Source organism: Vreelandella arctica, from assembly GCF_037070215.1.
Lineage (GTDB): Bacteria > Pseudomonadota > Gammaproteobacteria > Pseudomonadales > Halomonadaceae > Vreelandella > Vreelandella arctica.
The window spans coordinates 1-19,940 of the sequence record NZ_JBANSN010000005.1; the positions used below are offsets into that span (position 1 = coordinate 1).

Here is a 19,940-nt window from a genome sequence, read left to right on the forward strand (position 1 = left end):
TATCCATTACTACAACCACGAGCGTATCAAGACCAAGCTAAAAGGCCTGAGTCCGGTGCAGTACCGAAATCAGGCCTTAACCGCTTAGCTTTTCACTGTCCAAGTTTATGGGGTCAGTTCACTTAAAGCGGGGTTTTGGTTTCAATATGTGTTTTTATTGCCGCAACCAAGGCCAGCGCCGCTTGGCAGGGCTATCAATTTGCTGAAGGGCGCTGGCCAGCGGCAGCATGATGGCGCTCAACTGGCGATGGCACACCGCGCTGCTTAGCACCCCGGGGCACTGCTTCAGCAGCAGGTCACACTGTTGCGAGGCGATGTAAAGCTGCTCCGTAACGGGAGGCGCAAACAGCGGCTTGGACTGCTGGCAGCAGCGGGTCAGCTCGCGGGAAAGCATCGACATCATGGCGGTATCCATCCAGCAGGGCAGCGGGTCCTCCAGGCGGCCAGCAATGGAGTGCTGAACCGCTTCAAAAGAGGTGCGCAAAAACATGACCGTTTGGCGAAGTTGCCGCTGCTCGCTAGTCATCCCATTGATCCCTCACGACTGTCTGGCTGCTTAGTGAATAAAAAGAGAGTGTTTCTCATTTGCATCTGTGCTGACGATAGCGCTACTTTATGAACGTGTCAATGTAGGGGCTATGAGAATGTCTATGTGAGAGGTTATGAGTGTGCCTCAAACAGCTGCCAGTCGTTATTGGTTAGCGGTTTGGCTCCCTGCTCGGTCACCACCACGGTGTCGCTTATTCCTACGCCCCACTGGCCGGGCACCCTTAGGCAGAGCGGAAGGTGAAAGACCATATTGGTTTCAAAGGGGCGATGCTGTCCTTTGGCGATAAAACCCGTGCCCTCCACCCAACTAGGCGGGAATTGTGCGCCCACGGCGTAGCCAAACACGCCGGAGAAAAAATACTGGTCTCGCTGCGGGGCGAGTAAGGCATCAGCCGCCTGGGCAGCGGCATCAAAGGTATTGCCGGGCCGCATGGTGTCGCACAGAGCCTCAAATATTGAACGACAAAGATCGCGAGTGGCTAATAAAGACGCATTTGGTACGCCGGTTACCGCAGTACGCATCATGGGGGCCGTGTAGCGCTGATACGCGGCGCCAAACTCCAGAAACACTGGCTCGTTAGGCTGAATGACACGCCGCTTATGGTTAACATGTATCACACCAATACGGTGCCCGCTGGTCACGATCGGCTGCAGGCTCATAAATTCGCTGCCGTTTTCCAACAGCGCTTTGGCACCCACCGCGGCAATATCGTTATCAGTCATGCCCGGGCGAATGCTCTGAATCGCGGTCTCAAGGCCTAGAGCGGTTATCCGCGCGCTCTCTTGCAGCATCTCCAGTTCAGCAGGGCTTTTAACAATTCTAATTGCATCGACTAACGCGCCTGCTTCGCAAAAGCGCTCGCGGCCAATGGTCTTCAGCAGTGCATCAATCACGCCAAAGCGCAGCCCAGCACTCCAGCCATCAATACCGATTTTCTGGCAGTGGGCCAGCAGATCCGCCAATGGCGCGATGATTTCATCGAGGTTTTCCCAGCGGTAGCCGATGATCTCATCAACCTGAGCGGTGACGACTGCCGCCCCTGTTTCAATCGAGGCGACTTGCAACACTAACCGTTCCTGGGTGCAGACAAGGCAGGCGTGAACCGAGACTTCAAAGGTGTGATAGCCAGTGAGGTAGTTAATATCAGCGGGATCGGTGAGCAGGAGCGCATCTAACCCTTGCTCGGTCATCGTCTGACGCACCTTATCTAGGCGCGCTTGGTATTCGGCAGCGGGAAAGGGCACTTCACTCTGGGCAAGTGTTTCAGTCAGGGCTTTGCGGTAGTGATGATAATCCATAGCGACCTCCGTTGATGGCTATGGTCAGTATAGGCATCTATTGGAAGATCGCTTTTATAGCCCTCAACGCGAAAGCCCTAATGTCGATACGCTATAACTGCTCTTGATCAGGCGCAGCGAATAGGGAATCCAGCAGGGCGACTTAGTCGAGAAAACGCACGGCCCAGGGGGGCCGGTCACAGGTGCTTTGGTTAGATCACATCAGCCATATGGTGATGGTGGCTTGGGCTAGTCGCTGAGACCGCCTCCAAAACCTCATCAATCAACGCCATGAAGTCATCGAATGCTGGATGGGACAGACTGGGGGAGCGATGCACCTCGAGTATTGCTGGTGGCAGCGGCGGCAATCCTTCGGCGTCTTCGATGACTTTCCAGTCCTCGGGCAGCGAGCGGCGGTCAGTAACGGTGATCGTGCGGCCCTGGTTGACGATGACACGCAGTCCGCTGGGGCTCTGGCTGGAAGATTCAAGCTGCCAGTCGCGACCGATGCCGGTCAGTGCCGCCAGCGCCCGGCGCCGGTAGATGCACTGCTCCGGGAATAGCGCCAGCGGCAGTGGCCGGGAGGGATCTAGCTCGAAGCGCCGATGCGCTGCCCATACGACCTCTTCGGTGGCAACGCGTCGGCCGCCGCTGGTGGGTGCGTGCCTTACCGCCAGCACCACGTCCAGGGAGCCCTGTTCCAGCTGTTCCAGCAGTTCGGTCGACATCCGGCAGTGTATATGGACATGCACTTCGGGATGCTGCTCGCCAAAGCGCTCAAGCAGTGCGGGCAGCCATGTGTCGGCGTAATCCTCCGGCAGTCCGAAACGCAGCGTGACCGGCTGAGCGCGACCCAGCGCGGCAATCGCTTCGCGTTGCAGTTGTAGCAAGCGCCGGGCATAGACGAGGAAGGTTTCACCGTCGCCGGTCAACTTGAGTTGGCGGCCATTTCTCTCGATCAGCAGCGTGTCGAGGCGAGATTCCAGCGTGCTGATGCGCAGGCTGATGGTTGACTGGGTCTTGTGTAGATAACGCGCTGCGGCCGTAAAGCCTCCGCTGTCGGCGACAGTGACGAAGGCGAGCAGCAGATCGCTGTCCAGTGCTGCCAATCTCGAGCTATCGGAAACGCCGATGGTTGTCATTGGAAGGACTCGTTTCCCTGATGGATTCGATCCCGCCAGTATAGGCCATGCAGATGGATAGCCCAATGTAACGGGCAACGAAAACCGTTCTGCAGATGCCGCAAATCCTGCTGATCGAGAGGTCATTTCACATGAGTACAATCGCTGCCGCACTCACCCCTGACGTTGCCCAACGCTGGCTGGCCGACGCCGAGCGCACCGATTTGAGTGCGCTGGTCGACACCCAACGTTATCCACTGCATGACTTTCAAGATGCCCGCCTGCAAGCAGAGATCGCCCGGGTGCGCGAGGATCTGAATCGCGAGGGTTGCGCCGTGCTGCGAGGCTTTCTGCGCCCAGAGGCGCTGGCCCAGGCACGCCAAGAGGGCGAGCAGATGTCGGCCAAGAGTTATTACTCCAGTCGTCGGGTCAATGCTTGGTTTACGAGTGACGATACGACGCTTGATGAGTCCGATCCGCGTCGCCTCTTCATGGAGCGCACCAGCGGTTTCGTGACACGCGATTTGATCCCTGCCGATGCCGTGATTCATCAGCTTTATGTGTCACTGGTGATGAAGCGCCTGGTGGCCGAGTGCCTTGGTGAGACAGACGTTTACGAGTACGCGGATCCGTTCGCCGGACTGGTTCAGAACGTACTCCCACCCGGTACCGAGCAGCCGTGGCACTACGATACCAATGAATACATCGTCTCGATGATGACCCAGCAGCCGGATACTGGCGGTGAGTTTCAGTACTGCCCCAACATCCGAACGCCTGCCGGCGAAAACTACCCTGCGGTTGGCATGGTGATCCGCGGTGAGGACGAGACCACCCCGCGGACGCTAGAGCTTCACCCAGGCGATTTGCAGTTATTCAAGGGGCGCTATTCACTGCATCGCGTGACGCGAGTTAGCGGTCAGCGCGAGCGCCACACCGCCATTTTTGCCTATTCCCAGCAGCCGGGTGTAGTTGGTCGGCTTGAGCGGACACGTCAGCTCTATGGGCGTGTTTCCGAAGCCCATATCGAGGCGGAGCGTCGTCGCGAGGCCCGCGTCGACGGTCTGCTCGACTAGATAGAGATTTCATTAACAAATAAACGGCATGCACGCGCCCTATGTGGTGCGTGTCCGCTCATTCTGATAAGACGGGCCACACCGACCATGACAAGCTTTCTTTCCAGCGCACCATCAATGCTAGACGGCACCGGCATTCTGGCGCCAACACGCGAGCCTTTCGAGTGCGAACCGACTGCGGATGAGATCCAACAGATTTTGCTCGATCGTCTGTTCAGGACAAGGGCCGAATTAAAAAAGCGCGATATCGTCGCCGCCGTGTTGTTCGATCCGACCCACGTGCGCTACGCCACCGGTGCGCGAAACATGCAGGTCTACTCCGCACGTAACCCTGCCCGTTATGCCTTTGTTCCCGCGGAAGGCCCGGTAGTGATGTTCGAGTTCTCCGGCTGCGCCCACCTTACCGAAGGGTTGCCTGGCATTGATGAGACACGTCCTGCGACGGCGATCTCCTACTATTTCTGTGATGATCAACTTCAGCAGACCACCCAGGCATGGGCCGACGAGATCGACGCATTGGTGCGCCAGTGCGGCGGGCAAAAGGGCGATAAGGTAGCCATTGAGAGCGCGACCTCCCATGCTGCCTTCGCGCTGGTCGAGCGGGGTTGGCAGATCTGCGATGCCCAGGTGCCGCTGGAGCGGGCACGAGCGATCAAGGTGCCCAACGAGATCAAGATGGTGCGCAGTTCGCTGCGGGCAGTGGAGCAGGGCGTGCGCAAGCTGGAAGCGGCGATCCGCCCCGGTGCGACGGAGAATGAGGTCTGGTCGTACCTGCACCAGCACATCATCGCTACCGACGCCGATTACGTCGAAACGCGGCTGATGAACTCTGGCCCACGCACTAACCCTTGGTTTCAGGAGTGTTCCGATCGGGCGATGCAGGCGGGGGAATTGGTCGCCCTGGATACCGACGTGGTCGGCCGTTATGGCTACTACGCCGATTTCTCGCGGACATTTTTGTGCGGCGATGGTGAAGCCACCCCCAAGCAGCGTGAGCTCTATCGCATGGCCTTCGACCAGGTGCGCACCAACATGGCGTTGATCGCTCCAGGCATGACATTCAAGGAGTACGCCGAGAAGGCGTGGCAGATTCCTCAGCCCTACAAGGCGCGGCGTTACTTTGCACTGGCCCATGGGGTCGGGATGACCGGCGAATATCCCTATATTGTTCATCGCGAGGACATCGACGATAAGGGCTATGACGGCATCATGCAGCCAGGCATGACGCTCTGCGTCGAAAGCTTTATCGGCCACGAGGCTGGCGGCGAGGGGGTCAAAATGGAGGAACAGCTTTATATCCGTGATGATGGGCAGGTGGAGTTGCTGTCGGACTACCACCTTGATGAAAGACTCTTGGCAGGCTGATTAAGCCAAGTGTCTCAGTCCACCACCAGACAAAAGAGATTTCTATGACTCAGACCCTAATTCCGCATATCGATCTGACGCCGCTCCTTGTCGATGATCTGGCGCGCGCCGAGACGGTTCAGGCGATCGCCAATGCCGCATGCGACTCTGGCTTCATGACCGTGGGTATTGCGCCTGAACAACTCGGTCTTCGCGACGATATCCACGCTCGGCTGTTGCGCTTTTTCGAACTTGACGAGACGCATAAGCAACCACTAGCACGGCACAAGTTCGAACCGGCCAACACTAATGTCTATCGAGGCTATTTTCCGCCTCAGGACGAGGATCCGACCTGGAAGGAAGGTGTCGATCTCGGTCCGGACGTTGCTCACCCAGAGCGAGCGGATGCGTTAAGCGGTGACCCGTTGCGAGAGCCAACTCCCCAACCGCCGGAATCAGTACTGCCGGGGTGGGCGACCGATGCGTCTAATTATTACCGAGCAATGGAATCGCTTGGCGGTGTGATTGCCACCGCGCTGGCCGACGGGCTGGAAATACCGCGTGAAGAGTTGCTGGAACCCTTTGAACACGGCAACTCCACACTGCGCCTGATTCATTATCCCGAACGCACGGCCGGGCAGTTGGCCGTCATGCCAGCGATTGACGGTAGCGATAGTGCGCGCCGCTGGCTGGTGGGCGTGCCCCATTTTGATAACGGCTTTATCACGTTGTTGTGGCAGGACAGCGTCGGTGGACTGCAGGTGCGCACGCCCAGCGGTGATTGGGAAGAGGTACCTCCACGTGACAATGCACTGGTGGTTAATTTTGGCCGTTTGCTGGCGGACTGGTCTGGTGGGCGAATTCAGGCCACGGAGCACCGCATCGTCGGCGGGACCCGCTCGCGGCACTCGATCCCGTTTTTCTTCGAGCCAGCTGTGGGTGCCCTTATTAGGGCTGCCAGCACGGCAGGCGATGACAACTATATCTACGGCGATCGACTGTGGGAACGCATGCAGGAGTTTGTCGAGTTTCAGGGGCTGGAACGTAGGCCCGTTGGCGAGACCTGAGCAGGTGTCTTGTGATCGCAGGTGAATAGTGAGTCGATGTCTTTTTTACCTACATAGCATGACAGGCGTTTCCATGATGTTGACACGCATTTAACTGCGCAGTATCCATGATATAGTTAAAATCCATAACATAAAATTATTAAATATATTAATAAACTAAAGGAAAACGTTATGAAAATTGCTTTTTATCCCTGCGCGGCGGCGGTGCTTTTCACTTTGTCAGCTACCGCCCAGGTACACGCTGAGGAGAAAACGTTGGTCATCGGCACCAACAACTGGGCAGAGAACATTGCCGTCGCCAACCTCTGGAAGCTGGTTCTCGACGATAAAGGTTATGACATTGAGCTTTCCGATGTCGGCAAGAGCGCACTCTACGCTGGGATGGCGAGCAATGATATTGACCTATCCCTGGAGATCTGGCTGCCCAATACCGATAAGGAGTATCTGGCGCCCTATAAGGATACGCTTGAGGTTCACGATGCGTGGTATGACAAGACTGCATTGGGGCTTGTGGTGCCGAGCTATGTCGATATCGACTCTATTCCTGAATTAGTCGAACGTGCTGATGAGTTTGAATACCAGGGCAGCCCAACGATTCTGGGTATCGATTCCGGCTCGGCGATCGCTGCTTTGTCCGACGAGGCCGTCGAGGCCTATGAGCTGCCAATCAGTCAGATGAATAGTTCCGAACCAGCGATGATGTCCGCGCTCGATAGCGCCTATCAGAACGAGCAGCCGATTTTGGTGACGCTGTGGAGCCCGCACTGGGCATTTGCCAACTATGACCTCAAGTATCTGGAAGACCCTGAGAATATCTATGGCGACGGCGACACTATTTACTGGTTCTCACGCGAGGGGTTCTCCGAGGATGATCCGTGGCTCACCGCGGTACTCGATGCCTGGCATATGAGTGACGATAGCTTGAGCGAGCTGATGGCCGAGATCGAGTCCCAGGGCGACCCGGTAACCGGTGCGCAGACTTGGCTCGACGAAAACCGCGATCAGGTCGATGAATGGCTGGCAGCCGGTGAGTAGTCATCTTCGCGATGACAAGCGCTTCGGTGAGACCGGAGCGCCTGCTTTTGCACTTTCCCTATTGCCACAAGTCGATTGTGGCTACTGCCCACGCGGCACCCGACAGCGGGTTCATGCATCAATTTATTAAACCGTATGCTCAAATCACAATAATTAAAATTAATGGCTTAGCAAAAATATCCCCTGCAGAAAGTAGAAAACCCCAATGCCGGTCACGATCCAACGGGTCCAGGTGCGGAAGTTGGCATCGGTGAGACGGTGTAAAATGCGGTTCCCCGCTTGAGTGCCGAGCATGGCAAACGGTGCCGCTAGCAATACGATGCCCCATTCGCCAGCGCTAAGCGCCATGGCGGCACCCAGGTAGAAGAGTATTTTAATACTGTGCGCCACGACCTGAATCATCGCTTTGGTGGCCACTACTTGGCGGCGATCCATACGTGAGCGCACAAAGAAGATATCAATCAACGGCCCGGAAACCCCCGCCGCTATCGTCAATCCTCCAGATGCGATACCACAGCACAGGGCGTGGCTAGCACGGTTAGCATCCAGGTGAAACCAGCGCTTCGGCATCCACACCAATATGGGCATCAAGCCAATCAAAATTGATACGCTGGCGGCATTAGGGCTGTAGTTGAATAGCAGCAGTAGACTTGCGGCGCTCAGTACACCCAGCGTCATAAAAGCGACGATGCGCCAGACAATATAATGCCGTGAAAGCCATGCTCGTGACCCATTCGCCGTTAGCTGTATCACACCGTGCACCGCCATTGCAGTGCCCGCTGGGAAAATCAGCAGTAGAAACCATAGCAGTACCAAGCCGCCTGCCATACCAAATACACCCGACAGCATGGAGGTGAAAAACACCACGCTAACCAGGGCCGCTCCAATCCATAGTGACATCGTCTATCCCTTAACTACGGCAAAACGGCCAGACCTGATAAAACTTGCGGCACTGAAATTCTGCCTCGCAAGCGTTGAGCTGGGCTTGGTAACGGTTGGCGCGCGCCGCCACTTGCCTACCCGCACTCAATACCTGAGGTTTGCCGCGGTAAGTGCCGCGCTGATAGCCGCCAGCGCCTTCGTGATAAGCGTAATAGAGGTGCTCGGGATTACTGAGTGATATCCCCGCCTGTTGCTGTGAACGGCGGTTATACCAGCCAATAAAATCCGTGGCGTGTTTCATATGGGTACGCCGCGAGAAGAGGCTGCCTGCTTGATCTTCATACTCTTCCCATACAGGGTCCTGTGCCTGCGCATAGCCTTTAGCAGAGGAAGGACGCGGGCCTGGGATAAAGCCTAAGTAGTATTTTCGATCAGGACGAATATGGCTGCGAAACGAGGATTCCTGCTGGATGAACGACATTTGTGTGGCTATGGGCGTCCCCCATTTCTCCTCGGACTCCTGAGCGTAGTCGTACCAACTGGGCTGCTCGCGGAATATCTCGCAGATATTGCTTTGATCCTGGGGTGGGTTGGGGGCAAAAGTGGCGCAGCCAGAGAGCAGTAACACGAACGCCAGCGACGCCCATAGACGTAGCCTAGCGAGAGCCACTGAAGAGCTTGAGGTAAAACAGCCTATAAAATTATCAACAGGGGAACGCATAAAAGTCCTTGTGAATATGTTTGTGGATAAGCGTTATAAAGCTTGTGGGTAAGGTGTTGAGAAGAGCTACCAGCAAATCAAATGAGCCATTACTCATGTGCTATCAATAGCGCCTAGCGCAGCAGCGCTTCCAGGCTGCGACGCAGGCGCTGCGCTTCACGGACCAACGTTTCCCCTGACAGCATTCCGACGCCCATCACTAAGCCAACTCGCGGATCTGTTGGTGCACAAACAGGGCTTAATGGCCGCACGATCAAATGCTCTTTCAGTAGTGATTGAGCGATCCCTACATCGTTAATGCCCGGTTCAAATTCGACGCACAGACTGATGGCGCTACTGGGTGGCGAAACGCTGCGTACCTGCGGCAGCGAGCGTAGTTGATCATGCAGCACCTGCTGGCGCCCTAAATAGTCGCGCTGAATGCGTCGGCACCAAGCGTCTAAATCGCCATCGAAAATAAACTGTGCCAGTACGGCCTGATCCAGCATGCGCCCTTCGCGGAAAAGCTCGCTGCGTAGGCGGTTCATCGGCCCCGCTAAATGGTGCGGTACTACTAAATAGCCCAACCGCAAACCTGGAAACATCATCTTGGAAAACGAGCCGACCAGCAAGTGGCGCTCTGAGTGTGGGTCGAAGAGCAGGTTAGGGTGGTCGTCGCGGGTGAACTCGTAATCGTCTTCGATAATATAAGTAGGCGCTAAGGTGTCGCATAAGCGTTGTTTGTCGGCAGCACGGGTAGGCACGCTGAGTGGATAGTGGTGCGAGCCTGTGAGGTAGGCCAGCTTTACTGGGTCAGGGGCAGGCGGCAGCGCATGCCCTTGGCCTGGCTGCCAAGCCAGCATCTGAATCTCTAAACCCGCAGCGGTAAACACGTTGCGCGCTCCCCAGTAGCAGGGCGATTCCATAGCAACGCTGTCGCCAACATCGGCCAGCGCCACGGCGCATAGCTCAATGCCGTTATGGGTGCCGTCAGTAATGATGATCTGCTCCGTGTCGCAATTGATATTGCGCCAGCGCGCCAAAAAATCGCGTATCGCGCGCTTCAACGGGCCGTAGCCACCGGTGGAGTAAGAAAGCAGCAGGGCATTCTGCGGCACCGTTACGCTGGCGTAGAGCTGCCGCCATTTACGCATTGGAAACTGGGCGATATCGGGAATGCCGGGGACGAAGGCCCCGCTTTGGACAGTACTCGCACCCGGCCAACGCAACACTCGTTGTGCACGTTTTGATAGCTGCGCACTTCTGGGTTTTGAGACAGCAGGGGCCGACACTTTGCAGCTCCAAGTACCACTGCCATGAGAAGTCTTAAGCAGACCCTCTTTAAGCAGCGTCGCAACGGCTAGTGACAGTGTATACCGAGCAACGCCTAACGCTGACGCTAGTTGCCGGTGAGAAGGTAGGCGAGTCTGGTTAGGCCACTCCTGGGTAACTGCTTGTCTCAGCGCTTGCTCTATTCGCACTTGTTTACTTAAGCGTTCAGGTTGCTGTGCATAGTGTTTTACAAGTTGTTGTAAAGCTGACTGGCCATCCATCCTTATCCTCACCGTCACGATGTTCACCAATTTTCCAGTAAAACAGAAAAGTGGTCTGGTTGAACGCAAAAGTGGTGTGTTCGCCTGCAACCACATTACTGCTAGCGTGCACGCAGTGTTGTGTTGTTAATCTAGGAGAAGACCATGAGCTTTATCGAACAGTGGTTGCACGACGCGGTTCCCGCCCTGGTGGGTAGCGAGTGGCGTACAGGCCACCAAACCTTTGCGGTGGATAACCCCGCTACCGGTGAGACCATTGCCCGCGTAGCCGATATGGGCGCCGACGATACCCGCGATGCGGTGGCCGCCGCCTACAACGCTGGCGCTGGCTGGCGTGCCACGCCGGTGAAGCAGCGCTCAGCACTGCTGCGTCGCTGGTTTGAGCTGATCAATGAGCACGCCGACGACCTGGCCCGCCTGATGACCCTGGAGCAGGGCAAACCGTTGGCGGAAGCCAAAGGCGAAGTGACCTACGGCGCGTCGTTTATTGAGTTCTTCGCTGAAGAAGCCAAGCGCATGGCGGGGGAAACCCTGCCCAGCCACGGCGCCGACAAGCGCCTGCTGGTACTGCGCGAGCCGGTGGGTGTGGTCGCGGCGATTACCCCCTGGAACTTCCCGCTGGCGATGATCACCCGCAAGTGCGCCCCGGCCCTGGCCGCTGGCTGCACCGTGGTGATCAAACCTGCTGAAGCCACGCCGCTCACCGCGCTGGCCGCTGCCTATCTGGCCCTGGAAGCGGGCCTACCCGCAGGCACCATTAACGTGGTCACCGCTTCCAAACCCGCCGCTGTGGGTGAAGTGCTCACCACTGACCCCCGAGTGCGCAAAGTTTCATTTACCGGCTCGACCCCGGTGGGCAAACACCTGCTCGCCCAGTGCGCCAGCACGGTGAAGAAAACCGCCATGGAGCTGGGTGGCAACGCGCCGTTTATCGTCTTTGACGACGCCGATGTAGATGCCGCTGTTAATGGCGCCATCGCCTCCAAATTCCGCAACGCTGGGCAAACCTGTGTCTGCACCAACCGTTTCCTGGTGCAGGACGGCATTTACGATGCGTTCGTCGAGAAACTCACCGAGCGTGTGAACGCCCTGAAGGTGGGCGATGGCCTAGCAGATGGCAGCATTATAGGCCCGCTAATCAACCAAGCGGCAATCGATAAAGTGCAGCGCCACGTGGACGACGCCCAAGGCAAGGGCGCACGTCTTATGTGCGGCGGCAAACGCCACGCTGCCGGTGAGCGCTTCTACACGCCCACGGTGCTGGCCGACGTCACTACTGAGATGGCCGTGGCTGACGAAGAGACCTTCGGCCCAGTCGCACCAGTGTTCCGCTTCCACCGCGATGAAGAAGCCATCCAGATGGCTAACGATACGCCCTTTGGCTTGGCGGCCTACTTCTACGCCACGGATTATCGCCGCATTTGGCACACCATGGAAGCGCTTGAATACGGCATGGTCGGCGTCAACGAGGGGCTGATCTCCACCGAGCTCGCGCCGTTTGGCGGTGTGAAAGAGTCCGGGCTGGGCCGCGAAGGCTCACACCATGGCCTTGATGAGTTTACTGAACTGAAGTACGTCTGCGTTGGCGGCTTGTAAAGAGAATCATGATGACGAACCAAGAATTGAACGACCTGAAAATCCGCTACGTGGCCAACGGCGCCGCCACGCCGACGACCCAGTTTGCCGAGCGCGCTGAAAACGCTGAGCTATGGGACGCCGACGGCAACCGCTGGATCGATTTCGCCGGTGGGATTGGCGTGTTGAACCTGGGCCACCGCCATCCGAAAATCGTCGCCGCCGTTGAAGCGCAGCTCAATAAAGTCATGCACACCAGCGCCGCGGTGATCTCCTACGCGCCCTACGTGCAGCTGTGCCAAAAGCTCTGCGAACTAAGCCCCGTGCGCGGCCCTGAGCGTAAAGCAATGCTGGTCAACACCGGTGCAGAAGCGCTGGAAAACGCCGTGAAGATCGCCCATGCAGCGACTGGCCGCACCGGCATCATCACCTTCGATGGCGCCTTCCACGGCCGCACCATGATGACCCTGGCAATGACCGGCAAGGTGCTGCCCTACAAGAACGACTTCGGCCCCATGCCGGGCGACGTGTTCCGCGCACCGTTCCCCAACCCGCTGCACGGCATCAGCGAAGAAGCCTCGCTGAACGCCATTCGCACGCTGTTCAAGACCGATATTGCTCCGCACCGCACGGCGGCCATCGTGATTGAACCGGTACAGGGTGAAGGCGGTTTCTACATCGCCTCACCGGACTACCTGAAAGCGCTGCGCGCTCTGTGCGACGAGCACGGCATTCTGCTGATCGCCGACGAAGTGCAGTCTGGCTTTGCCCGTACCGGCAAGCTGTTTGCCCTCGAACATAGCGGTATTGAGGCGGACATCCTCACCACCGCCAAGAGCCTGGCCAACGGCATGCCGCTCTCTGCCGTGGTGGGTAGCGCCAAGGTAATGGACGCCTCCGGCCCCAACTCCCTAGGCGGCACCTACAGCGGCAACCCGCTCTCTTGTGCAGCGGCGCTGGCAGTGATTGAGGTGATTGAAGAGGAAAACATCCTCGCCCGCAGTGAGCAGATGGGCAAAATGCTGGCGGAGCGTTTCGCAGTTTGGGAAGAGCGTTTCCCTGCCGTAGCTCATGGTCGCCAGCTAGGTGCCATGGCAGCGTTCGAACTGCTCGATAGCGAAGGAAAACCCGATACAGCGCTCACCGGTGCGCTCTGTGCCAAAGCCCGCGAAAAAGGCCTTATCCTGCTTTCCTGTGGCTTCTACGGCAACAGCATCCGAATTCTGGTGCCATTAACCGTCTCTTCTGCGGTGTTGGAGGAAGGCTTGAACATTATTGAGCAGTCTTTGGAAGCGCTTAGCTAATACTCCTTTCTAAGCCTCATCTAACCCGCCATCGTCAGACAGCGAAAGCTGTTGGCGATGGGCGGGTTTTTAGGTTAATAAACATGGCTGATTGCTGTGGCTCTGACTCTAATATGGAATTTGTCTCCTGCTTCGGTTTCGACATAGTCAAGCGGAGGAGCTGCACAAAAGCCTCAGGGAAACGAAGATGAGCGAGCCACCGCTCAACCACTGTTCAATCCATTAGAGGTACTAAGTACGCTAAATGCTCTTGCGTAGCCCCGGCAAAGTTACCAGCGACCAGCCTGCCTCGTTCTCTGTCAAGGCCAGTCGATCTCCGCTCAAGGGCGTGCTGTTCAACAGATTTGAAGTGAGATCGCCGACCATCCAATTAGCAGTGTTGGACGCTATGATTCGGCCATCAGAGGATACCAGCATCGCCTCATGTTCCAGGCGCATTAGGCTGCGTACCAGTCGACGTTCAACACTATGTAGCGACAGATCCAGTCCAGCAACGCCGACGAAGCGACCCTGAATTAGAATTGGCATGGTGAAAGTCAGCACGTACATATTGGTGCCGTACAGGTCGATATAGGGCCCCTCCACTACACTTTTGCCAGTATTCCTTGGTCGGCAGTACCAAGGCATCTCAGTATAGTCATAGTAATTTTCCCGGCGCTGGTCGAAATTTGGGCGCAAGGGTAGAGTTTGGTCAGTATCAGCTAAGTACCACCACTCTAAATGCATTTCTCGGTCGGCTAAGCAGAACGGTTCCACAACAATACCACCGCCGCAACTGAACGTACCGGGGGCCAGCAGCTGTTGGTCGATTGCAGGACGCAGCGAGGCTAAGTCCTTAGCGGTAGGTTGACGGCCCGCGGCCTCTACGCGCTCCCAAAGCGCTTGGGTTTCCTCTGCTAATTGACGAACCTGGCTGAAAGTTGTTTGTAATGTTTTTTCGAGCTGCTGGGCACAGTTCGACACAGGATAGCTATCGCTTAAGGGAGACATGTCATTACCTCACACGGTTCAGCTTTCTTGTTATGATATGGAGTTAGTATGGCTTGGTTCTTCGAGTTTGTAGGCTCGTCTAATATTTATTAAGCAATAAGCGTGCCAAAGCTAACGGTTAGCCTTCATTGGCTTCAGCCATGAGCTCGAGACGCAAACTTAGAAGACGTTTTATACCACGGGTGACGTGGGCCTCAGCCAGAGCCCCGGCCAAGACTGAATCACCAGACGTCAGTGCTTGGAGTATGCCCCGATGCTCCTGTTCAATCTCCATTATATTTCCACCGCCGGCGGACTCCATCCAGAGCAATTCTCCAACCTCAGATTGCAGTCGCATCTCTGCATTGGTGAGACGTAGCGACTGAGCGGCGGCTGCTACCTCAATATGGAAGCGCGCATCAGCTCGGTGCCGGGCCAAACGTGAACTTGCCTGGCTAAGCGTTTCGATGTGCTGAGCGATGCGCTCATGCTGTTCGTGTGAACTGCGCTTAGCTGCGAGGCGCGCAGCGGTACCAGAGACTGCGGTCTGCTCATCGCCAAGATCACGCAGGTCGGGACCGCTCATTTCGCGCAGGCGCTGCAATAGTAATTCTTCGGGCATTTCGACCGGCGCACATACGAAACTGCCGCCGTTGCGACCTCGCCGAGTCTTGATCAGGCCGCGTTGCCGCAAGGTAATCAATGCTTCTCGAAGCGTAACGGTGGCGACACCCAGCTGCTGGGCCAGCTCCGATTCACTAGGGAGCTGCTGCCCTTCGGCAAATAAGCCGAGCTCAATGGCTTCAACAAGTCTTCGCGTCACCTCATCAGTCCGTCCTTCCTGGCGCAACCTGATAAACGCGGTATTGCGGGTAATATCCTGCGCGGTCATTTCCTCTTCCTATTGAAGCATTTCTAAGGCTTATCTAAGGCTTTGGTCAAAAAACCTAGTTTATTATCTTATAGGAAAACATTGGCTATCAATCCATCCATCTCATTGCCTTTTTCTATCTAAAATTTTCATTGACAGGACAGTTGTAAAATGTAAAAAAATTAAGATATAGTTTTAAATGATTTAGTTTTGCGGTCACTGGTGTGCTATCAACCACCAGCTGTCCTTCTGGCAATAATAACCTAGGAATGCATCATGCAAACCCAAATGCTGATTAACGGGCAGTTAGTAGAAGGGCTGGGCAGTCCGTACGCTGTGTACAATCCTTCAGAGGGTACAGTGTTGGTGAAAATCCCTGAGGCTAGCAAAGAGCAGGTTGACGCTGCTGTAATCGCAGCGGATCAAGCTTTCGAAAGCTGGTCGCAGACGCCACCCAAGGATCGCGCCCGATTGCTACTAACGTTAGCAGAACGTATAGAAGCTAAGGCGGAGAGCTTGGCGCGTTTAGAGTCCCAGAACTGCGGCAAACCTTTCCAAGCAACCCTTGACGATGAGATCCCAGCTATCGCCGATGTGTTCCGCTACTTCGCTGGTGCTAGTCGTTGCTTGACGGGCTCTGCTGGTGGTGAGTACCTGCCAGGGCACACCTCAATGATCCGTCGCGATCCGCTTGGAGTAGTCGCATCTATCGCGCCTTGGAATTACCCATTAATGATGCTCGCTTGGAAACTAGCCCCCGCCCTAGCTGCTGGTAACTGCGTAGTGCTCAAACCATCCGAGCAAACCCCGCTAACTGCTTTGGAACTGGCGCGGCTCATGGTCGACCTCTTTCCTGCCGGTGTAGTAAACATTCTTTCTGGATGCGGCCCTAGTGTAGGAGAGCCGCTAGTTAATCATCCCAAGGTGCGCATGGTCTCATTGACTGGCTCTATCGCTACCGGGTCAAAGATCATTGCCAGTACAGCCAGCAGCGTGAAGCGTACCCACATGGAGCTGGGTGGAAAAGCCCCTGTACTGATCTTCGATGACGCCGACATAGATGACGCCGTCGAAGGTATCCGTGCTTTCGGTTTCTACAATGCCGGCCAGGACTGCACTGCGGCTTGCCGCCTGTACGTTCAAGATGGCGTTTACGACGCTTTCGTCAGCAAGCTCGGTGAGGCAGTGGCCACTCTGCGCCATGGTCTGCAGGATGATCCCGAGACTGAATTGGGCCCACTGATTACCTTTGATCATCTACAGCGTGTAGAAGGCTTTGTCGAACGCGCTAAAGCCTTGCCTCACATCCGTGTAGTGACTGGCGGTAAGCGAGTCGAGGGAGCAGGCTTCTTTTTCGAGCCGACTGTGCTAGCTGATGCTCGCCAGGAAGATGAAATTGTACAGCGTGAAGTATTCGGACCCGTCGTCAGCATAACGCGCTTCAGCGATGAAGCGCAGGCCTTGGCCTACGCCAACGACTCGGATTACGGTTTAGCCTCTTCAATATGGACCAAGGATATTGGCCGTGCCAACCGTTTGGCCTCGAGGCTGCAGTACGGCTGTACGTGGGTCAACACTCACTTCATGTTAGTGAGTGAAATGCCGCACGGCGGTATGAAGCAGTCCGGCTTTGGCAAAGACATGTCGATGTACGGATTGGAAGATTACACCTGCGTACGTCATGTGATGTTTAAGCACTGAAATGGTGCGTCTGGCACCAATTAGGTGCGAACCTTACTCTTTTATGTTCACTTACTTAATCAAATAAAAGTCTCCGGCTTGTTAAAAACGCATTAAAGTGGTCATAAAATAAAACATATAAACTCATATGTAATATGTCACGAATTATGCTTTTTATCTTGCAGCAGTTTGAGAACCGAACTTCATTGTTGCCGCAACACTTATGCGGTAACGGCTTAAGAGGTATATCACGATGCTTATTACCGGTATCAAAAGCCGTCCGGTCTATGACCGTCTGAGCCCAATGTCCAGTGGTACGAGCCACCTGATCGCAGGTCAAGGCAGCGGTGGTGAGGCAATGCTGCGACTGTACGCAGAAATGTCGCCCACACAACGCCAACAAAGCACCTTTTTCTACTCTACGGAGACATTCTCGGGTCATAGCCATTTGCAAGCACTGCAAGAGACAGAAACTAACGGCCTTGAAGTTTTCGCCAGCAACCAAGCGTTGATGGAAGCCCTGGCGCAGAAACTGAATGAGGCTCATATGGGCACCCGACTCTACTTAAGCGGTTCGGAGAGCTTCATAGGCACTGCTATGCAAGCGGCCAATGCCGTCGACCTGACCCCCGATGAAGTTTTGCGTGAGCACAGCGGTACTCTTGTGCGAAGAGTTTGGTGCGTCCACTGCGATACCTATACCGAAAACGTGACTTATCGGGTGTTCACTTGCCCCGGCTGTCAGTTTGATCTTGTGGTACGCGATCACTATTCACGAAGGCTAGCCGCTTTCCAAGGCGTTAAGGCTGACGGTGAAGTCCCGGGCGAACTACCAGATTCAGAGGAGCTTGATACATGAATAATCAAAACGGCACTATAAGTGTCCGCGTTACCCGCATTGAGTGTCTCACGCCTGAGATTAAGCGCTTTACCCTTATCGATCCTGACGATAAGCATTTGCCAGCCTTTTCCGGCGGTAGCCATGTGGTCGTGGTTCTCCAGGATGGTGACAAGACTTATCGCAACGCTTACTCATTAATGAATTCACCCTACGATTCCAGTGCCTATCAAATCGCCGTGCGCCGGGCACCTGAAAGCCGAGGTGGCTCTCAGTGGCTGCACGACAAAGTTTGTGAAGGCGACTTGTTGGAAATCATGCACCCGGCAAACCTATTCCCGCTGGCCAAGCATGCTCGACATCACCTATTCATTGCGGGTGGCGTTGGGATTACCCCGGTGTATTCGCAGTTGGAAGAGCTGCAACTTAAGCAGGCTTCCTTTGAACTGCATTTGGCTGTAAGAGGCCCGGAGCACTCAGCTCTTGGCCTGGAGCTGCAGGCTCGATATGGCAAGCGTGTCCATCTTTATATTCAGGGGCAGGATGGGCCCATGGATATACATGACCTCCTTGCCGAGCGCCCGCTGGGTAGTCACGTCTATGTATGCGGCCCAGATGGCATGATAGAGCAAACCATTGAAAGGGCTCATGACTTGGGCTGGACTAACAGCCACATCCACTTCGAACGCTTCGTCGAGCAAGGGTCTACTGGACAACCCTTCAGCGTCACCCTCGCGCGACAGGGGGTGACCATCGAAGTGCCTTCCGAACAATCACTGCTCGAGGCTGCAGAACAGGCCGGCTACAAATTGCCTTACCTGTGCCGTGGTGGTGCCTGTGGTTATTGCGAAGCCAATGTGCTGGAAATCGAAGGCGAACTGGATCACCGCGACGACTGGCTCAGCGAGGAAGACAAACTCAGCAAGCGTAAGTTTATGCCTTGCGTATCTCGGGCTAATTGTAGCCGTCTGGTCGTAGACCTCTAACAGGAGAAAAACAAGATGACTGTATTCAAGCCGATCGAGACCTATGCCGATCAAGCCTCGAACCATACTTACAAGAATAGCCGCGAGGCGGTTCTGCGCTTGCCCTTTCCATATCCAGAAGATCAGTATATGTACTCGATGAACGTCGAGCCCCATGTCCCTTCCGGCACTGGTGCACTCCGAGCTCAATTCGACATTGACGAACATTACATCTCGGAATGCCACCACCGTGCACAGACACTTGATGCTCAGCCGGGCGTCCACTACTCAGCTCTGCCACACATGATGGAGGCTCAGTGGGATTTGCTTGAGCTATTAATGGAATCGTATTCGCGCGATTTCCCGGAGCATTTCACTCTGGAGAAGAGCGGTAGCCAATGGCACTGGATCAATCGTCCTCTGAATATTGATGATACTTTCACCTTCGGGGACACAAGTACCCTGCCTATGGATCCTATGGAATACATCACCCGCCAAGCTCAAGGCGAGTTCATTCTCCTTGAAGAGCGTGACGAAACTTTAGTCATGGGGGCTGGCATGGCCACGCAGCGAGCGGATTATTCACTGCGTTTCAATTTAGGCATGAGCTTCATGGAGTTTCACGGGCCAGTCCCCAAGCTACATGAAATGGGCATTCTGGAAAGGGCATTGAAGTTTCTGCTTCGACTGCGCTCAGACCACCCGGTTCGTCGCACTAACTGGTCTGTCACCGTTAATCCTCGCCTTGAAACGTCAGCCGAAACCCTTCCGGATTGGGCGCCTGAGCGCACCGAGGTGACAGCGGAAAATGCAGGTAAGCTAGTAAACCTACGTATCGAGCTGCAGCCATTGCATCGCTTGCCGCGCAGCAATGCGGTGTTGTTCCCAGTGCGTACGTACCTAGTCAGCCTTGAGGAACTGGCCGAATACGCTCCGCAATGGGCCAAGCGTATGCACCGTGTAATCCGTGATTTGGACCAGGAATTGGTTGATTACAAAGGTTTTACCCGCTACCGGGACGCCATGGTCTCCTGGTTGTCCCAATACGATGATGGCACGCCGGTCGACGAGAGTCAGCAATAACACAGAAGTATCAAATGCGTAACAATTCTGGCGCGTTTTTCCCCATCGACGTG

19 protein-coding genes and 1 pseudogene are annotated in these 19,940 nt (G+C 55.6%); 11 read left to right on the forward strand and 9 right to left on the reverse strand.

The window, feature by feature from the left end:
- Window positions 1–88 (forward strand): IS3 family transposase (locus tag V8L70_RS05695; protein WP_336269099.1); only part of this gene is annotated, 88 nt, incomplete at its 5' end.
- Between the two features lie 66 nt (window positions 89–154).
- Here the strand turns inward: V8L70_RS05695 and V8L70_RS05700 are convergent.
- From V8L70_RS05700 to V8L70_RS05710, 3 genes are all read right to left on the reverse strand, one after another.
- Entirely contained in the window at window positions 155–526 is a 372-nt protein-coding gene (locus V8L70_RS05700; protein ID WP_101148178.1) for a hypothetical protein, read from the reverse strand.
- A 134-nt stretch (window positions 527–660) separates the two neighbouring features.
- Window positions 661–1,848, reverse strand: a complete 1,188-nt coding sequence (locus V8L70_RS05705; RefSeq protein ID WP_101148177.1) for a M24 family metallopeptidase — start codon at window positions 1,846–1,848, stop codon at window positions 661–663.
- A 191-nt stretch (window positions 1,849–2,039) separates the two neighbouring features.
- The gene (locus tag V8L70_RS05710; protein ID WP_008959289.1) at window positions 2,040–2,969 is read right to left on the reverse strand and encodes a LysR family transcriptional regulator; all 930 of its coding nucleotides are present in this window, start codon (window positions 2,967–2,969) and stop codon (window positions 2,040–2,042) included.
- 131 nt (window positions 2,970–3,100) lie between these two features.
- Here V8L70_RS05710 and V8L70_RS05715 point away from each other — a divergent pair, with 131 nt between their 5' ends.
- The 4 genes from V8L70_RS05715 to V8L70_RS05730 all read left to right on the forward strand — a co-directional run bounded on the left by V8L70_RS05715 (window position 3,101) and on the right by V8L70_RS05730 (window position 7,467).
- Window positions 3,101–4,021 carry a HalD/BesD family halogenase gene (locus V8L70_RS05715; RefSeq protein ID WP_101148176.1) on the forward strand — a complete coding sequence of 307 codons (921 nt, stop codon included), beginning with the start codon at window positions 3,101–3,103 and terminating at the stop codon, window positions 4,019–4,021.
- Window positions 4,022–4,138: 117 nt separating this feature from the next.
- Complete coding sequence (locus tag V8L70_RS05720) at window positions 4,139–5,386, forward strand: M24 family metallopeptidase (RefSeq protein ID WP_101148175.1); 1,248 nt, start codon at window positions 4,139–4,141, stop codon at window positions 5,384–5,386.
- Window positions 5,387–5,430: 44 nt separating this feature from the next.
- Window positions 5,431–6,432: an isopenicillin N synthase family dioxygenase gene (locus V8L70_RS05725; protein WP_101148174.1), complete on the forward strand. Its 1,002-nt coding sequence runs from the start codon at window positions 5,431–5,433 to the stop codon at window positions 6,430–6,432.
- A gap of 171 nt (window positions 6,433–6,603) precedes the next feature.
- Window positions 6,604–7,467 (forward strand): glycine betaine ABC transporter substrate-binding protein, encoded by an 864-nt coding sequence (locus V8L70_RS05730; protein ID WP_101148173.1) that lies wholly within the window; start codon window positions 6,604–6,606, stop codon window positions 7,465–7,467.
- 159 nt (window positions 7,468–7,626) lie between these two features.
- Here V8L70_RS05730 and V8L70_RS05735 read toward each other — a convergent pair whose 3' ends face one another.
- The 4 genes and pseudogenes from V8L70_RS05735 to V8L70_RS05750 all read right to left on the reverse strand — a co-directional run.
- On the reverse strand, window positions 7,627–8,367 hold the full coding sequence (locus tag V8L70_RS05735) for a sulfite exporter TauE/SafE family protein (RefSeq protein ID WP_101148172.1): 741 nt from the start codon (window positions 8,365–8,367) through the stop codon (window positions 7,627–7,629).
- A gap of 10 nt (window positions 8,368–8,377) precedes the next feature.
- Window positions 8,378–9,070, reverse strand: coding sequence for a transglycosylase SLT domain-containing protein (locus V8L70_RS05740; protein WP_198556165.1), 693 nt, complete (start codon window positions 9,068–9,070; stop codon window positions 8,378–8,380).
- Between the two features lie 113 nt (window positions 9,071–9,183).
- A complete protein-coding gene (locus V8L70_RS05745) occupies window positions 9,184–10,281 on the reverse strand; it encodes an aminotransferase-like domain-containing protein (protein ID WP_232774990.1) in 1,098 nt (365 codons plus the stop codon).
- A gap of 84 nt (window positions 10,282–10,365) precedes the next feature.
- A pseudogene (locus tag V8L70_RS05750) lies at window positions 10,366–10,698 on the reverse strand (GntR family transcriptional regulator); the annotation flags it as partial.
- Between the two features lie 48 nt (window positions 10,699–10,746).
- Between V8L70_RS05750 and V8L70_RS05755 the strand changes: the two are divergent.
- Both V8L70_RS05755 and gabT read left to right on the forward strand, forming a co-directional pair.
- Window positions 10,747–12,198 carry an NAD-dependent succinate-semialdehyde dehydrogenase gene (locus V8L70_RS05755; RefSeq protein WP_101148170.1) on the forward strand — a complete coding sequence of 484 codons (1,452 nt, stop codon included), beginning with the start codon at window positions 10,747–10,749 and terminating at the stop codon, window positions 12,196–12,198.
- 11 nt (window positions 12,199–12,209) lie between these two features.
- Window positions 12,210–13,481: a 4-aminobutyrate--2-oxoglutarate transaminase gene (gene gabT, locus V8L70_RS05760; RefSeq protein WP_101148169.1), complete on the forward strand. Its 1,272-nt coding sequence runs from the start codon at window positions 12,210–12,212 to the stop codon at window positions 13,479–13,481.
- Window positions 13,482–13,721: 240 nt separating this feature from the next.
- On the opposite strand, the gene V8L70_RS05765 is transcribed toward gabT, so the two are convergent.
- Window positions 13,722–14,471 (reverse strand): cache domain-containing protein, encoded by a 750-nt coding sequence (locus V8L70_RS05765; RefSeq protein ID WP_101148168.1) that lies wholly within the window; start codon window positions 14,469–14,471, stop codon window positions 13,722–13,724.
- A gap of 118 nt (window positions 14,472–14,589) precedes the next feature.
- Window positions 14,590–15,342 (reverse strand): FadR/GntR family transcriptional regulator, encoded by a 753-nt coding sequence (locus V8L70_RS05770; RefSeq protein ID WP_101148167.1) that lies wholly within the window; start codon window positions 15,340–15,342, stop codon window positions 14,590–14,592.
- Window positions 15,343–15,597: 255 nt separating this feature from the next.
- Between V8L70_RS05770 and V8L70_RS05775 the strand changes: the two genes are divergently transcribed.
- From V8L70_RS05775 to V8L70_RS05790, 4 genes are all read left to right on the forward strand, one after another.
- Complete coding sequence (locus V8L70_RS05775; protein WP_101148166.1) at window positions 15,598–17,022, forward strand: gamma-aminobutyraldehyde dehydrogenase; 1,425 nt, start codon at window positions 15,598–15,600, stop codon at window positions 17,020–17,022.
- 232 nt (window positions 17,023–17,254) lie between these two features.
- Window positions 17,255–17,860, forward strand: a complete 606-nt coding sequence (locus V8L70_RS05780) for a dimethylamine monooxygenase subunit DmmA family protein (protein ID WP_101148165.1) — start codon at window positions 17,255–17,257, stop codon at window positions 17,858–17,860.
- Window positions 17,857–18,825, forward strand: a complete 969-nt coding sequence (locus V8L70_RS05785; RefSeq protein ID WP_101148164.1) for a PDR/VanB family oxidoreductase — start codon at window positions 17,857–17,859, stop codon at window positions 18,823–18,825. The genes V8L70_RS05780 and V8L70_RS05785 overlap by 4 nt, the downstream gene beginning before the upstream one ends.
- Before the next feature lie 129 nt (window positions 18,826–18,954).
- Window positions 18,955–19,887, forward strand: a complete 933-nt coding sequence (locus V8L70_RS05790; RefSeq protein WP_269801121.1) for a heme-dependent oxidative N-demethylase family protein — start codon at window positions 18,955–18,957, stop codon at window positions 19,885–19,887.
- Window positions 19,888–19,940: the final 53 nt, after the last annotated feature.